The sequence below is a fragment of the Xenorhabdus sp. KJ12.1 genome (assembly GCF_963876495.1).
Classification (GTDB): Bacteria; Pseudomonadota; Gammaproteobacteria; order Enterobacterales; family Enterobacteriaceae; genus Xenorhabdus; species Xenorhabdus stockiae.
In genome coordinates, this window is the sequence record NZ_CAWNQH010000002.1 from 94,396 (window position 1) to 110,454 (window position 16,059).

11 protein-coding genes and 1 pseudogene are annotated in these 16,059 nt (G+C 44.3%); 7 read left to right on the forward strand and 5 right to left on the reverse strand.

Annotated features, from left to right (window positions below):
- Nucleotides 1–140: 140 nt before the first annotated feature.
- Nucleotides 141–545, reverse strand: a complete 405-nt coding sequence (gene zapG / locus AACS92_RS01715; RefSeq protein ID WP_099109658.1) for a Z-ring associated protein ZapG — start codon at nucleotides 543–545, stop codon at nucleotides 141–143.
- A gap of 217 nt (nucleotides 546–762) precedes the next feature.
- Here zapG and zapE point away from each other — a divergent pair, with 217 nt between their 5' ends.
- The 5 genes from zapE (at nucleotide 763) to sspB (ending at nucleotide 4,517) form a co-directional block, all read left to right on the forward strand.
- Nucleotides 763–1,899, forward strand: a complete 1,137-nt coding sequence (gene zapE, locus AACS92_RS01720; protein ID WP_099109659.1) for a cell division protein ZapE — start codon at nucleotides 763–765, stop codon at nucleotides 1,897–1,899.
- Between the two features lie 293 nt (nucleotides 1,900–2,192).
- The gene (gene rplM, locus AACS92_RS01725) at nucleotides 2,193–2,621 is read left to right on the forward strand and encodes a 50S ribosomal protein L13 (protein WP_099109660.1); all 429 of its coding nucleotides are present in this window, start codon (nucleotides 2,193–2,195) and stop codon (nucleotides 2,619–2,621) included.
- Nucleotides 2,622–2,636: 15 nt separating this feature from the next.
- Nucleotides 2,637–3,029 carry a 30S ribosomal protein S9 gene (rpsI, locus tag AACS92_RS01730; protein WP_012990148.1) on the forward strand — a complete coding sequence of 131 codons (393 nt, stop codon included), beginning with the start codon at nucleotides 2,637–2,639 and terminating at the stop codon, nucleotides 3,027–3,029.
- Nucleotides 3,030–3,389: 360 nt separating this feature from the next.
- The gene (sspA, locus tag AACS92_RS01735) at nucleotides 3,390–4,031 is read left to right on the forward strand and encodes a stringent starvation protein SspA (protein WP_086954480.1); all 642 of its coding nucleotides are present in this window, start codon (nucleotides 3,390–3,392) and stop codon (nucleotides 4,029–4,031) included.
- A 3-nt stretch (nucleotides 4,032–4,034) separates the two neighbouring features.
- Nucleotides 4,035–4,517, forward strand: a complete 483-nt coding sequence (sspB, locus tag AACS92_RS01740; RefSeq protein WP_099109661.1) for a ClpXP protease specificity-enhancing factor — start codon at nucleotides 4,035–4,037, stop codon at nucleotides 4,515–4,517.
- A 53-nt stretch (nucleotides 4,518–4,570) separates the two neighbouring features.
- Here the strand turns inward: sspB and AACS92_RS01745 are convergent, their stop codons facing one another.
- From AACS92_RS01745 to gltB, 4 genes are all read right to left on the reverse strand, one after another.
- On the reverse strand, nucleotides 4,571–5,080 hold the full coding sequence (locus AACS92_RS01745; RefSeq protein WP_241537922.1) for a hypothetical protein: 510 nt from the start codon (nucleotides 5,078–5,080) through the stop codon (nucleotides 4,571–4,573).
- A 388-nt stretch (nucleotides 5,081–5,468) separates the two neighbouring features.
- Complete coding sequence (locus AACS92_RS01750) at nucleotides 5,469–5,978, reverse strand: hypothetical protein (protein WP_241537923.1); 510 nt, start codon at nucleotides 5,976–5,978, stop codon at nucleotides 5,469–5,471.
- A gap of 370 nt (nucleotides 5,979–6,348) precedes the next feature.
- Nucleotides 6,349–7,767: an FAD-dependent oxidoreductase gene (locus AACS92_RS01755; protein ID WP_099109662.1), complete on the reverse strand. Its 1,419-nt coding sequence runs from the start codon at nucleotides 7,765–7,767 to the stop codon at nucleotides 6,349–6,351.
- Between the two features lie 9 nt (nucleotides 7,768–7,776).
- Nucleotides 7,777–12,234: a glutamate synthase large subunit gene (gene gltB / locus AACS92_RS01760; RefSeq protein WP_099109663.1), complete on the reverse strand. Its 4,458-nt coding sequence runs from the start codon at nucleotides 12,232–12,234 to the stop codon at nucleotides 7,777–7,779.
- Nucleotides 12,235–12,900: 666 nt separating this feature from the next.
- Here gltB and arcB point away from each other — a divergent pair.
- Nucleotides 12,901–15,304: pseudogene (gene arcB / locus AACS92_RS01765) on the forward strand (aerobic respiration two-component sensor histidine kinase ArcB).
- A gap of 101 nt (nucleotides 15,305–15,405) precedes the next feature.
- The gene (gene elbB / locus AACS92_RS01770; protein WP_099109665.1) at nucleotides 15,406–16,059 is read left to right on the forward strand and encodes an isoprenoid biosynthesis glyoxalase ElbB; all 654 of its coding nucleotides are present in this window, start codon (nucleotides 15,406–15,408) and stop codon (nucleotides 16,057–16,059) included.

Genomic DNA, 16,059 nt, shown 5'->3' on the forward strand with positions numbered 1-16,059 from the left:
GACTACCAAGTATTCAGCAAAGTTCACTAATAATGTCGTTTTGTCGAATGTCTTTACAGGGATTTACCTGAAAAAACATTTAAATACAGTGGGATAAATAATATTGCCGTGGGCATAAATTATGGCCACGGCGAGAAAAATTACTGTTTTTGTTCCTGAACGGGACGCAATAGCCCGGATGAACCTTCAGAATAGTCCCGTGGAGGTACATCAGTGACAATTTGATTGGTATCGTTCTTAGATTCGTTAAGACGATAATTAAAGGGATTTTCCTGCATTGGCATATCTGGCATTAATTCATTGGAACTTTTAGCCATATGTTGATACAGCTGGCGATAATCCCGGGCCATATTATCCAGCAACTCAGCGCTGCGGGCAAAATGGCTGACCAGCTCTTTGCGATATTCTTCAAGCTCTGCCCGGTTTTTCTCCAGTTCAGCCTGTGCCGCATTTTGCTGGCGCAGTTTTCGGCTGCCAAAGCGGACAGCCAATGCTCCGATGATAAAACCAACAATTAATCCTATCAGTGCGTATTCCCAAGTCATGGCAACTCCTTTCTTAACATCATAGCTACCACTATAACCGCTAATTCAGTCAGAGTGGAATATTGATTATTATTTAATTAATTTATATATCACCTGAGGTGTTAATTTTATACGAATTTGTCATGATAGGCTGTGAATTAGACCCAATGTATATACTCAATTGAAATCTATTAAGTATATATGGTGGGGATAAAAATTTTTAAGGATTACTATATTAATGTCACCGATTACACCTACGTCTCTTTACCAGACCGCACTGTCTGAAGGGCAGTATCAACCTGATGAAGTACAGCGTAATACTGTCGCCCGTCTGGATATGATTTACCATGAGCTTGTACAGAACTTAGCCAAAAATGCGGCGCATTCAGATGGCTCAGGCGGATTAAAAAGTCTGTGGAATAAACTATTAGGGCGTTCATTAAAGGACAATATCCGTCCCGTGCAGGGACTGTATATGTGGGGTGGTGTAGGGCGGGGGAAAACATGGCTTATGGATATGTTTTTCCAGAGTTTACCGACTGAAAGGAAGCTACGCCTGCATTTCCACCGTTTTATGCTGCGGGTACACGAAGAATTAACTGAATTGCAGGGGCATGAAAATCCACTGGAAATTGTGGCTGATGGTTTCAAGGCACAGACTGATATCCTCTGCTTTGATGAATTTTTTGTTTCTGATATTACGGATGCCATGATCCTCGGCACGTTACTGGAAGCGCTGTTCAGGCGCGGAATCGCTTTAGTGGCGACATCAAATATTCCACCGGATCAACTCTACCGTAATGGCTTGCAGCGAGCCCGCTTCCTGCCGGCTATTGAACAGATCAAAAAATATTGTGATGTCATGAATGTGGATGCGGGCATCGATTACCGGCTGAGAACGCTGACTCAGGCTCATATTTATCTGACACCGTTATCGGCAGAGAGCCGACAGGAGATGCATCAGGTTTTCCTGCGTCTGGCCGGGCGGGAAGGGGAGCCGGCTCCGGTACTGGAAATTAATCATCGTGATATGCCAGCGATAAACAGTGTTGATGGTGTACTGGCAATCAACTTTAAAACGCTGTGTGAAGATCCCCGTAGCCAGCGGGACTATATTGCGTTGTCTAAGATTTATCATACCGTTTTGCTGCATGATGTGCCGATCATGACCAAACTGGATGAAAGCGCTGCACGTCGATTTATTGCACTGGTTGATGAATTCTATGAGCGCCATGTGAAACTTATCATCAATGCCGAAGCCCCGATGGAAAGGATTTATCAGGGAGAATTGCTCCGTTTTGAGTATCAGCGTTGCTTGTCCCGTTTACAGGAGATGCAGAGTGAAGAATATTTACAGCGACCGCATTTACCCTGATATCTATGCTCTTTCGTCTTTCAGATTAACCCTTTGTTGGTTGTCAGACAGAGAGTTCAGAGTCAACAGTTTGGATAATTATTGAATTTGGGGTCGATTTTTTATAACGACTTCTCTATAATCTTGCGACCCCACGTTACAGCAAGATTTTTTATTTCCCAAAAAACTTGCATTAGTGCCGGCATAGGCTATTCGAAGGGGTAGGTTTGCTGGACATGAGTCGTGTGAACCTCAACAAAGTTTCTGAACCTCGAGTGTTCACCAACGTGTAACTTATAATTGGGTAAGCTTTAATGAAAACTTTTACAGCTAAACCAGAAACCGTAAAACGCGACTGGTATGTTGTTGACGCAGATGGCAAAACTCTTGGCCGTCTTGCAACTGAAGTAGCTCGTCGCCTGCGCGGCAAGCACAAGGCGGAATATACTCCGCACGTTGATACTGGTGATTACATCATTATTGTTAACGCAGAGAAAGTTGCTGTAACTGGCAACAAACGTGCTGACAAAATCTATTATCACCACACTGGCCACATCGGTGGTATCAAGCAAGCGACCTTTGAAGAGATGATTGCCCGCCGTCCTGAGCGTGTCATTGAAATCGCGGTTAAAGGCATGCTGCCAAAAGGGCCTCTGGGTCGTGCAATGTACCGTAAAATGAAAGTTTACGCGGGCAGCGAGCACAACCACGCGGCACAGCAACCACAAGTTCTGGACATTTAATCGGGATTATAGGCAATGGCTGAAAATCAATACTACGGCACTGGTCGCCGCAAAAGCTCATCCGCTCGTGTCTTCATTAAGCCAGGTAGCGGTAACATCGTAATCAACCAACGCAGCCTCGAAGTTTACTTCGGTCGTGAAACTGCGCGCATGGTTGTTCGTCAGCCACTTGAGCTGGTTGACATGCTGGGCAAACTGGATCTGTACATCACTGTTAAAGGTGGTGGTATCTCTGGTCAGGCAGGCGCAATCCGTCACGGTATCACCCGTGCACTGATGGCTTATGACGAGACTCTGCGTTCTGATCTTCGCAAAGCTGGCTTCGTTACTCGCGATGCTCGTGAAGTTGAACGTAAAAAAGTGGGTCTGCGCAAAGCACGTCGTCGTCCACAGTTCTCCAAGCGTTAATTTTTTGTCACTACGGTGGCATCGGATTAATGTTGAAACCCGCCATGTTTATGGCGGGTTTTTTATTGCCGGGTTTTATTTCCTTAGTGAATACGCTTTTTTTGCAGAAAAAAAAAGCATATTGCAGAGATAATTCCCTGAACTCCGATATATCATCATTAATTCTCAATCTACTTCCCCACAAAATGTTCAAAATCTGGTAGACTAGTGACAATTTTTTGCCTTATCCATGAGTTTGCCTGACTTGTCTTAATAATCCTCGGATAATAAGTGCGAAACCGGATGAGAATATGAGCGAGAATAGCCATTGTTCATTGAAGGGCTGTTCGTTCCTTTTTTTAGATAAACTTGGAGGTTTTCATGGCTGTCGCTGCCAACAAACGTTCGGTAATGACTCTGTTTTCCGGCCCGACCGACATTTTTAGCCATCAAGTGCGAATTGTACTGGCGGAAAAAGGGGTCAGCGTTGAGATAGAACACGTTGAAGCAGGCAATTTGCCTCAGGATCTGATTGATCTGAACCCTTATCAAACGGTTCCTACCCTCGTAGATCGTGAGCTGACTCTTTATGATTCTCGCATCATAATGGAATATCTGGATGAGCGTTTCCCGCATCCACCGCTCATGCCTGTATACCCTGTTGCACGTGGCTCCAGTCGTCTGATGATGCACCGAATTGAAAAAGACTGGTATTCCCTGATGTATAAAATTCAGGAAGGAAGTGCTCAGGAAGCTAATGCTGCGCGGAAACGCCTTGCTGAAGAGTTGCTGGCAATCGCACCGATTTTCAGAGAAATGCCTTTCTTCATGAGTGATGAGTTCAGTCTGGTTGACTGCTATCTTTCTCCGTTGTTATGGCGTTTGCCTGTGCTGGGCGTTGAGCTGTCTGGCCCGGGAGCCAAAGATCTTCAGGTTTATATGCAGCGTGTATTTGAACGTGACGCATTTCTGGCTTCATTGACAGAAGCAGAGCGTGAAATACGTTTACAGTCACGGGGTTAATGTATGGATATGACTCAAATGTCTCCCCGCCGCCCTTATTTACTGCGGGCACACTATGAGTGGCTGCTGGATAATGATTTGACTCCGCATATCGTTGTGGATGTGACTCAATATGGTGTCAACGTCCCGATGGAATATGCGCAGAATGGGCAGATAATCCTGAATATTGCTCCACGGGCGGTTGGTAATCTGGAATTGGCTGATGACGAAGTTCGTTTTAATGCCCGTTTTGGTGGTGTCGCGCGTCAGGTATCTGTTCCTATGTCTGCTGTAATTGCGGTTTATGCCCGTGAAAACGGTGCCGGGATGATGTTTGAGCCAGAAATCGCCTATGAAACAGACTCAGAGTTGGAAGTTTCAGAGTCTCCGGTAGCCGATAATCTGGTATTGATTCGTGATATGAAAACATCTCATGATGATAACCCGCCGGATGATGAGCCACCTCAGCCTCCAAAAGGTCGTCCGACGTTACGTGTTGTAAAATAAAGCGTTATAAAGGTAATACGAAAAAATAGAGGAGATAATTTCTCCTCTATTTTTTATAAAAATGCAGCATAAGATTTATTTAACGCGAACTGACACAATTCTATATTTTCTTCATCTTTTCTACTTGCTGATGTTTTGGCTTTCTTTAAGCTTACAACGACATCCAGAAAAAATTTTTCTTTGCTTTGTATTCCTATTAGCGTTGATGGAATATTGCAGATGTTATTGGTTGACGATGGCTGATATTTATCTGCCATTGCTAAAACTTCAATCGGATTATTAATTAGAGCAAAGGATAATGAATTAAAGATCTGGTTGGAAAAATCGTGGTGGATGTTAGGAACTAATTGAAAAGCGACTTCTAACCACTCAGTCTCTCCGGTAGTAATAAAGTCAGCGATTTCTTCTCTTTTTCTTCTCTCACCAATCTCAGCAACAACAGAATTTACACCCCTCTCTTTCACCTGTTGAATAATTTCTTTCGGTGTAGATAAACCGGCGACAGAAGGTGAACTAATCAAGAATATGAAAGAGAGCAGGGATATTTTAGTTAGTAAACGCATTTATCTCTCCCAATTATTATATCCATAGCTTTCAATTTACGGCTTTGTTTGCTGAACGTTGAAATCCACAGGGTATATCATGTAATTAATTTTTAATTGGTTATTATTTAATGTTGTTATATGCATTTTACTTAAAAGTGAGGGGATCAAATCTGTAATTTAAGTATGAAATATTATCTTATTTCACTCATACCCTATTTTCTGAAATCTTTCTTTAAGAAAAATCTTTATATGTTGAGTTGGAAATTAGCTTTTAAAGACGTAGGAAATTATTTGAAGATATTTTTCTTTCTAAAACAGGAGAATAATTAGGATTGAAACTAAACTCAGCTTCAATCACTTTTATAAAGAGGGGGAGAGAAAAGCAGGTTAACCAATTGGGAGTATTTTAAAAATATCTGGGATATACTTGGTTCAACTTCAAAATACACCTTTCTATATTTTCTTTATCTTTTCTTTTTGCGGATTTTTCAGCGCTCTTTAAACTCGCAACTATACCTTTGATAAGTTTATGCTTGTTTTTCTCTGCTATAACTGTCAATGAAAGATCACAGATGTTATTTGTTAAGCTAGGCCTGTATTTGTTGGCCTGAGCTAAGACTTCAACCGGGTTATTGAGCAGAGCAAGTGATAAGGAGTCAAAGATCTGATTGGAGAATTCCCGATGGGTATTGGGAGTCAACCGAAAAGCAACTTCTAGCCATTCAGGATCTCCGGTAGCAATAAGTTTAGCAATTTCATTTCTTTTATTTCTTTCACCTATTTCAGCAACAGTGGAATTCACTCCCCTTTCTGTAATTTGCTGAATAATCTCCTTTGGCGTGGATAAACCGGCGATAGAAGAAAAACTAATCAAGAGTACGAAAGAAAACAGGGATGTTTTAGTTAATAAACGCATTTATTTCTCTCTGTTATTATATCTTCCGGATTTCAATTGAGCGCTTTACCTTCTGCACCCAGAAATCCTGTTCAATTAATTATTATGTAATCGGCTTGAGATAGCAGATGTTAAATCTGTTGTTTTTGTAATAAACGGAATTTTATTTCATGGGTACACTGTATTCCTGAGGTTTTTTTTAGGAAAAATATTTATTTGGTAATTTTCAGGATATTAAATTTAAATATTTGTTTTTGGGATATAGGAATAATCGCATAATGTAAAAAAACATAATCATTATGGTAGTAAAAAGATAATGATGCGAGTATCGATTATTTGGCAGGAGTTTCTCCGGCCAAAAGACCGGAGAAGAGTTCAGGAGAAAATGGAATTAGACTTCAAGGTAGTCGAGAATACCGGAGGCAGCTTTTCTGCCTTCGGCAATGGCAGTAACGACTAGGTCTGAGCCTCGAACAGCATCCCCGCCAGCGAAGATTTTAGGGTTACTGGTCTGAAAGGGTAAAATACTGGATTCGGGAGCGATAATACGTCCTTGTCGGTCAAGATTGATCTGATGGTCATCCAGCCATGTCATGGAATGTGGCTTGAAGCCAAATGCCATAATGACTGCGTCAGCATTAATGATAAACTCCGAATCGGGGATAAGTTCCGCCTGACGACGTCCTTTTTCATCCATTTCGCCTAATTGCGTCTGAGCCATTTTGACCCCATTAACATGCCCGTTATGATTGATTTCAACGCTGATAGGTTGAAGATTGAACTGGAAATCGACGCCTTCTTCCCGGGCGTTCTTCACTTCGCGGCGGGAACCCGGCATATTCTCTTCATCCCGTCGGTAGGCGCAAATCACATGACTTGCTCCCTGACGAACCGCAGTACGTACGCAATCCATCGCAGTATCACCACCACCTAAAACCAGAACCCGCTTACCTTTCATATCAATATAAGGCTGCTCTGGTGATTCTTCATAGCCCATTAACTGGCGAGTGTTGGCAATGAGAAAGGGCAGGGCATCATATACTCCGTTGGCATTTTCATTTTCCAGACCGGCATGAATAGACTGATAAGTCCCGACTCCCAAAAATACGGCATCAAATTGCTTTGTGAGTTCAGCAAGAGCAACATCTTTACCTATCTCCGTGTTTAAGCAGAACTCGATACCCATTCCGGCGAAAATTTCACGGCGGCGGCTCATCACTTCTTTTTCCAGTTTGAATGCTGGGATCCCAAACGTCAGTAAACCGCCAATTTCAGGATGACGATCATAAACGACAGCCTGTACCCCATTGCGGGCCAGAACATCAGCACAGGCCAATCCGGCCGGGCCTGCTCCAATGACAGCCACCCGTTTACCGGTCGGGATCACCTGTGACATATCAGGCGTCCAGCCCATGGCAATGGCGGTGTCGTTGATATAGCGCTCAATATTGCCGATGGTCACAGCGCCAAAATCGTCATTCAGCGTACAGGCACCTTCACACAGACGATCCTGCGGACAAACCCGCCCACAGACTTCCGGCAGGCTGTTGGTCTGATGAGATAGCTCTGCGGCTTCAATAATGCGTCCTTCATTGGCTAATTTCAGCCAGTTCGGAATATAGTTATGTACCGGGCATTTCCACTCACAGTAAGGATTACCACAGTCAAGGCATCGATCTGCCTGAGCTTCTGCCTGAATTTCAGAGAAAGGTTCGTAAATCTCCACAAATTCTATTTTGCGGACTTTCAGCGCTTTTTTTGGAGGATCGACACGCTGTAGATCGATAAACTGATAAACATTCTGACTCATTCCTGACTCCTACTGTGCCTGAACCCGTAATTCTGCGCTGGAACGGCTACGATGCCCCAGCAGCGCGTTGACATCACTGGATTTGGGCTTAACCAGTGCGAATTTATTGACCCACTGTGACCAGTTTTCCAGAATGCTTTCACCATGTGGGGAGCTGGTCAGACGAACGTGTTCAGTGATTAATCCGCGCAGATGTTCTTTATGAATGGCAAGGGTATCGATTGAGAGAACTTCGACTAATTCTGGATTAACCCGTTTGCGGAAATCATCGGATTCATCGAGAACATAAGCGAATCCTCCGGTCATGCCTGCGCCGAAGTTGACGCCAGTGCCACCCAGCACGCAGACTATCCCGCCGGTCATATATTCACAGCCATTATCGCCGATACCTTCAACCACAGTGATGGAGCCTGAATTTCTTACGGCAAAGCGCTCACCGGCACGACCTGCTGCAAAGAGTTTTCCACCGGTTGCCCCATAAAGGCAGGTATTGCCAATAATAGTCGCTTCATTACTTTTGAATGCTGAACCAACCGGAGGCAGGATAACAATTCTTCCACCAGCCATACCCTTGCCGACGTAGTCATTGGCATCGCCGGTGAGTGTCAGTTCAATCCCGCCAGCATTCCAGACGCCAAAACTTTGCCCGGCTGTTCCTGAAAAATGCAGTTTTATGGGATTGCCCGCCAGTCCCTGATCACCGTGCATGGTTGCTATGATGCCGGATAATGCTGCACCGACGGAACGGTCCGTATTCTGGATATCGAAATAGAATGATTTACTCTGCGATTTTTCTACGTAAGGCAGAGCCTGTTTGACAATCGTTTTATTCAGAATTCCCGGATCAAAAGACGGATTATCTTCTGTACAGTGTTGTTCCTTGCCTTCGTGGGGCTGCACGGTTTCCAGCAGAGGTGCAAGATTAAGTTTACTTTGTTTAGCAGAGATACCTTCCAGTATTTCAAGTAAGTCTGTGCGGCCAATTAGATCTGTTAGTTTACGGACTCCCAGTTGCGCCAGAATTTCACGCGTTTCTTGCGCAATAAAGTGGAAGTAATTAATCACTCTTTCCGGCAGGCCGTGATAATGGGACTGGCGCAGTTTCTCATCCTGCGTTGCCACACCGGTAGCACAATTATTGAGGTGGCAGATCCTCAGATATTTACAGCCGAGGGCGACCATCGGCCCTGTGCCAAAGCCAAAACTTTCCGCACCTAAAATGGCAGCTTTAATAATATCGACTCCGGTTTTTAACCCGCCATCAACCTGAAGACGGATTTTATGGCGCAGGCCATTTGCAACCAGAGCCTGCTGGGTTTCTACCAGACCAAGTTCCCAGGGACAGCCGGCATATTTAACTGAGGAGAGAGGACTTGCACCTGTTCCGCCGTCATAACCGGCGATAGTGATAAGATCTGCATAGGCTTTTGCTACCCCGGTGGCAATCGTTCCTACTCCCGGCTCAGAAACCAGCTTAACGGAAATCAGTGCTCTGGGGTTGATTTGTTTCAGGTCGAAAATTAACTGAGCTAAATCTTCGATAGAATAAATATCATGATGCGGTGGTGGTGAAATAAGTGTTACACCGGGGATTGAGTAACGTAGTCTGGCTATATAAGGCGTGACTTTATCCCCCGGTAATTGCCCGCCTTCTCCGGGTTTTGCTCCCTGAGCAATTTTAATCTGAATCACATCGGCACTACTTAGGTAAGCCGGTGTAACACCAAAGCGTCCGGAGGCAACTTGCTTAATGCGGGAGACTTTTTTCGTGCCATAACGGGCAGGATCTTCTCCGCCTTCCCCTGAATTGGAGAAACCACCCAATGTATTCATTGCTTCAGCCAGCGCCTCATGAGCCTCGGGACTCAGAGCGCCAATTGACATGGCGGCGGTATCAAAACGCTTAAACAGTTCCTCTGCGGGTTCGACGTCTTCAATGGGAACGGGTTCACCTTTTGGTGAGATAGCCAGTAAATCGCGCAGTGTCGTTACCGGACGACCATTGACGAGTTGTGAGTATTTTTGGTAATCGCTGTAATTACCGCTGTGAACGGCTGCCTGCAACGCGCTGACAACATCAGGGTTATACGCATGATACTCTCCGTCGTGGACATATTTCAGCAGCCCTCCCTGCTCGATAGTATGGCGGTGCAACCAGGCTCGTTTGGAGAGATTATGCAGATCCTGCTCAAAATCACTGAAATCAGCCCCTTCAATACGGCTGACGACACCATTGAAGCAAAGTTCTGTGACTTCGGAATGCAAACCGACGGCTTCAAACAATTTAGAGCAACGATAGGAGGATATTGTGGAAATCCCCATTTTGGACATGATCTTATATAGCCCTTTATTGATGCCATTACGATAATTCAGCATCACGCGGGCGTATGGGGTTGTGAGCGTGCCGTCATCGATCATTTTGCCTAAGGATTCGTACGCCAGATAAGGGTAAACAGCGGTAGCCCCAAATCCAAGCAGTACGGCAAAGTGGTGAGGATCGCGGGCACTGGCCGTTTCGACTATCAGGTTGGCATCGCAACGCAGGCTTTTTTCCACCAGACAATGCTGGATGGCCCCAACCGCCATGGGTGCAGGGATCGGTAATTTTTCAGGAGAAATATGACGGTCAGACAACACCAGCAAGACGGCACCATCACGGACAAGTTTTTCGGCCTGTTCGCACAGGGCTGAGACGGCATTTTTGAGAGTGCTCTCCTGTGGATTAAAGGTTAAATCCAGCGTTTCTGCCCGGTAATAAGATTCCTGCTGCTTTGTCAGTTGCACAAAATCAGGGTAAAGCAGTACCGGCGATTCGAAACTCAGGCGGTGAGCCTGACCTTCTGCTTCACAAAAGACGTTCATTTCCCTGCCGATGCGGGTGGAGAGCGACATGACATGGGATTCACGCAGCGGATCAATAGGAGGGTTGGTGACCTGAGCAAATTGCTGGCGGAAATAGTCATAGATAATGCGTGGTCGGCTGGAAAGGACGGCAAACGGGGTGTCATCGCCCATTGATCCGGTTGCCTCCTGACCATTCTCACCGAGTACGCGGATAATCTGATCCAGCTCTTCATTACTGTAAGCAAACTGTTTGTGATAGGTTGCCAGCATACGATCATCCAGATCTCGCTTGCCAACCTGCGCTTCCGGTAATTTTTCGAATGGTGTCAGGTGCCTGACATTTTTTTCCAGCCACTCTTTATAAGGATGGCGATTTTTTAAATCGTTATCTGTTTCCGCAGAGTGCAGAATCCGGCCTTTTCGGGTGTCGATCACCATTAATTCGCCTGGCCCGACCCGCCCTTTCTCTACGACTTCATCGGGCTGATAATCCCATATTCCCACTTCTGAAGCACAGGTAATCAGTTTATCCTTAGTAATCACATAACGGGCCGGACGTAAACCGTTGCGGTCAAGGTTACAAGCTGCATAACGCCCGTCAGAAATAACAATACCGGCAGGGCCATCCCATGGCTCCATATGCATGGAGTTAAAATCAAAAAAGGCGCGCAGATCATCATCCATATCTGGATTATTCTGCCATGCTGGCGGGACAAGTAAACGCATTGCGCGGATTAAATCCATCCCTCCGTTGAGAAACAGCTCCAGCATGTTATCCAGTGAGCTGGAATCGGAGCCGGTTTCATTGACAAAAGGAGCCGCCGTTTGTAAATCGGGGATCAAAGGAGTACGAAATTTGTAAGCTCTTGCTCTTGCCCACTCGCGGTTGCCGGTGATGGTATTGATTTCTCCATTGTGAGCCAGATAGCGGAACGGCTGAGCCAGCGGCCAGCGGGGAACGGTGTTGGTTGAAAACCGCTGGTGGAACAGGCAGATCGCAGATTCCATCCGCAAATCGGCTAAATCCGGATAGAAGCGTGGTAAATCAGCCGCCATACATAGCCCTTTATAAATAGTGACTACATTGGAAAGGCTGCAAACATAAAAATCTTCATCAGTAATACGTTTTTCCACGCGCCGCCGGACAATGAACAGCCTGCGCTCTAAATCCTGCGATCGCCATCCAGCTGGGGCGTTGACAAAAACCTGTTCAATACGGGGAAGGCTCGACAGGGCGATATTACCCAAAATATCCTGATTGGTGGGGACTTCCCGCCATCCAGCGATAGACAGGGTTTCATGTTCTAACTCCTGCTCAATAATATTGCGGCATGCCTGAGCGATTTGGCTATCCTGACTCAAAAACAGCATACCGACGGCGTAGTTTTTTGCCAGTCGCCACGATTGTTCATGAGCGAGCATCTGGAAAAAACGGTCAGGTTTTTGCATTAATAAACCACAGCCGTCGCCGGTTTTCCCGTCTGCCAGAATAGCTCCCCGATGTTGCATTCTGGCTAATGCATGTATCGCTGTACGCACTACTTTATGGCTTGGTTCTCCTTCAATATGTGCGATTAGCCCAAAGCCACAGTTATCTTTTTCCTGTAATTTGTCATACAACATGGTAAATCCCTCAAGTTCTGTCCGACTCTCACATCAATTACGTGATGATATAAATCATTATTTCTACAGGCGTCTGAATTGCGCCCTCAGTCAAATATTGCTTGTCTTATCGGCAGTACCATTTACCGCTAATAACAGACAGCAAAATGATGTTGTGTTTCTGTATAAGGGTACTGCATAAATATGAGCTAGCTAAAAAACTAGCAGGTGATTTTCAGTGAATTCCCAACTTAGCGAGAAAAATAAAGTAGGTCAAATTGTGTCTAAAGGTGTTTTTAGCCATGATGATGAGGTTAATTAATTGAATATATGTAATATATTCGTTAATAATCCGTTTTGTGACCTGTGTCATGACTTGGATATGATGTGATTTATATCACCATTCTACACCTAAAGTGCGTTTTAAATGTGCTTTAAAATTGTGTTTTATTGGTTTATTAATCTTTTTTTATTGCTTTTTTAAGAATGTAGTTATGTATTTTATGTTTGTTAAGTATAAATTATTGTTTGTTTTTTAATCTTTTGTGGGTAATTAAATTCAGAATTGATTTATTATTCTGTTTTTATGCTTTTTTATTCTTTTTGGGAATTGGAAATAATATCCCCTAACGAAGTCAGGCTTTTTTTAAGCTATGATGCAATCTGGTGATTTTACTTGGAGCTGTTATGAAGTTTATCAGGGGGCTTGCCCAATATTACGTTGATTTAATGATGAAACTCGGGCTTGTGCGTTTTTCATTACTACTGGCGTCTGTTCTGGTAATTCTGGCAATGACGATGCAAATGGCCGTCACTTTCGTCTTGCATGGGGAAGTGCAGCGTATTGATTTAATCCGTTCTATTTTCTTTGGTTTATTAATTACACCGTGGGCTGTCTATTTTCTCTCTATTGTTGTGGAACAGCTAGAAGAGTCACGCCAGCGTTTATCCAGTCTGGTGGCAAAGCTGGAGGAAATGCGCCAGCGTGATGCCAAACTGAATCAACAGCTAAAAGACAATATTACCCAACTGAATCAGGAAATCAGTGAAAGAGAAAAAGCGGAACAGGCGCATCTGGTTCTGCTGGATAAATTGAAATTAGAAATGGAGCATCGTGAAAAAACACAGATTGAACTTGAACAACAATCCGTTCTGTTACGTTCGTTTCTTGATGCTTCGCCTGATCTGGTTTATTACCGCAACGAAGACAATGAATTTTCCGGTTGTAACCGCGCAATGGAGTTGCTGACCGGTAAAAGTGAAAAGCAGCTGATTGGCCTGACACCGACAGAAGTCTACGATAAAGAAATTGCCAACAAGGTAATGGAGACGGATGAAAAAGTTTTTCGGCACAATGTCTCACTGACCTATGAGCAGTGGCTGGTTTATCCTGATGGGCGAAAGTCCTGTTTTGAGCTGAGAAAAGTGCCTTTTTATGATCGTATTGGCAAGAGGCATGGTCTGATGGGATTCGGTCGCGATATAACCGAGCGTAAACGCTATCAGGATGCACTGGAGAATGCCAGCAGGGACAAAACTACTTTTATCTCTACGATTAGCCATGAGCTTCGTACGCCTTTAAATGGCATTGTCGGTTTAAGCCGTATCCTGATGGATACTAACCTGACACCAGAACAGGGCAACTATCTGAAAACGATCCATGTCAGCGCAATCACGCTGGGTAATATTTTCAATGATATCATTGAGTTGGATAAGATTGAACGCCGAAAAGTCCAGCTCGACAGCCAGCCCATTGATTTTACCAGTTTTATAGCGGATTTGGAGAACATATCCGGATTACTGGCGCAGCCAAAAGGTATCCGTTTTGTATTGGAACCTGAGCTGCCACTACCGGCCAGAATATTGGCTGATGGAACCCGCCTGCGCCAGATCCTATGGAATTTAATTGGTAATGCGGTGAAGTTTTCCCAGAAAGGGGAGATCAAAGTTCGTATCTGGCGTGAAAAAGGGGATCGCCTGCTGTTTGAAGTGACTGATTCTGGTATTGGCATCCCGGCTGATGAATTAGAAAAAATCTTCGCCATGTATTATCAGGTCAGAGATAGTGCTGGTGGTCGCCCGGCAACAGGAACAGGGATCGGCCTGGCAGTATCGAAACGGCTTGCACAGGCTATGGGTGGCGATATCACAGTTAATAGTACAGTCGGAAAAGGCTCTTGTTTTACTTTATCTATCATCGCTCCTGCGATTGATGAAAACCCGGAAGGGACGGAAGAAGAAGACGCACTGCCATTACCAGCCCTGAATATTCTATTGGTTGAGGATATTGAACTGAATGTGATTGTTGCCCGTTCTGTTCTGGAGAAACTGGGTAATAGTGTGGATGTGGCCATGACTGGCGGCGATGCTCTGGATATGTTTGATCCTGATGAATATGATCTGGTGCTGCTTGATATTCAGTTACCGGATATGACGGGTCTGGATGTTGCCCGCGAATTACATCAACGTTACCCGAATCACACGCTCCCTCCTCTGATCGCTCTGACTGCCAATGTATTGAAAGATAAAAAAGAATATCTTGATGCAGGCATGGATGAAGTACTCAGTAAGCCGCTTTCTGTTAAGGAACTGACTGCGGTAATGGAAAAATTCTGGGGTAAGTCAACGGAGGCTGGAACTGTATTACCGGAATTCATTGAGCCGAAGAAAGAGGAAGAGTTACTCGATACTGAGATGCTTAACCAGTATATCGATTTGGTCGGGCCACAAATGGTCATCGATAACCTGACCATTTTTGAGGACATGATGCCAGGCTACCTTGCCCTATTGGACTCAAATATGACGGCGAGAGACCAAAAAGGGATTGTAGAAGAGGCTCATAAAATTAAAGGCGCTGCTGGCTCTGTCGGATTACGTCATCTGCAACAGTTAGCACAGCAGATCCAGTCACCGGATTTACCCGCGTGGTGGGATAACGTACAAGAGTGGGTAGATGAGTTAAATCTGGAATGGAAAAATGATACGGAAACATTAAGAAACTGGTTAACGGGCGCTACAAAAAAATAACCCCAACCGAAGTTGGGGTGCGCGAATACTGCGCCAACACCAGGGAAACTTGTTTACCCGCTAATCTAAGATTTTTTGTTACAAGATTCATTAAAATCTGTGATGAAGATTGGTGTTTAACCCTCTAAGGGGTTAAGCATTAATCTACTACAAATGGAGATAAATATGAAATCTGTTGCAGTGATATTAAGTGGATGTGGGGTCTATGACGGGAGTGAAATCCATGAATCAGTCCTAACTATGCTCTCTTTGAGCCGTTTAGGCGCTGAAGTGTCTTTTTTTTCTCCAGATGAGTCACAACATCATGTAATTAATCATCTTAATGGAGAGGAAAAACAAGAAATACGTCACATAATGGAAGAATCATCCCGCATAACAAGAGGTAATATTCAGCCATTATCTGAAATTAATGCCGATACATTGGATGCACTTATCGTTCCCGGAGGTTTTGGCGCAGCTAAAAATTTAAGTAATTTCGCATTTAAAGGATTTGAGTGTGAAATAAATAAAGAATTTTTTAGTATTGTTCAGGATATGCACAAAAAAGGCAAGCCAATGGGGTTTATGTGTATTGCTCCTGTGATGGTGCCTAAAATATTAGGCGAATCGATAAAAGTCACTATAGGTAATGATCCTGAAACGGTATCACAGATAGAGAAAATGGGCGGAATTCATGTTGAATGTCCGGTTGACGACATTGTTATTGATTTTGAAAACAAAATTGTAACAACCCCAGCATATATGCTGGCTCAATCCTTGTCTGAGGCTGAAATAGGAATCGATAAATTAGTCAGAAAAATATTGGAAATGATTGAGTAA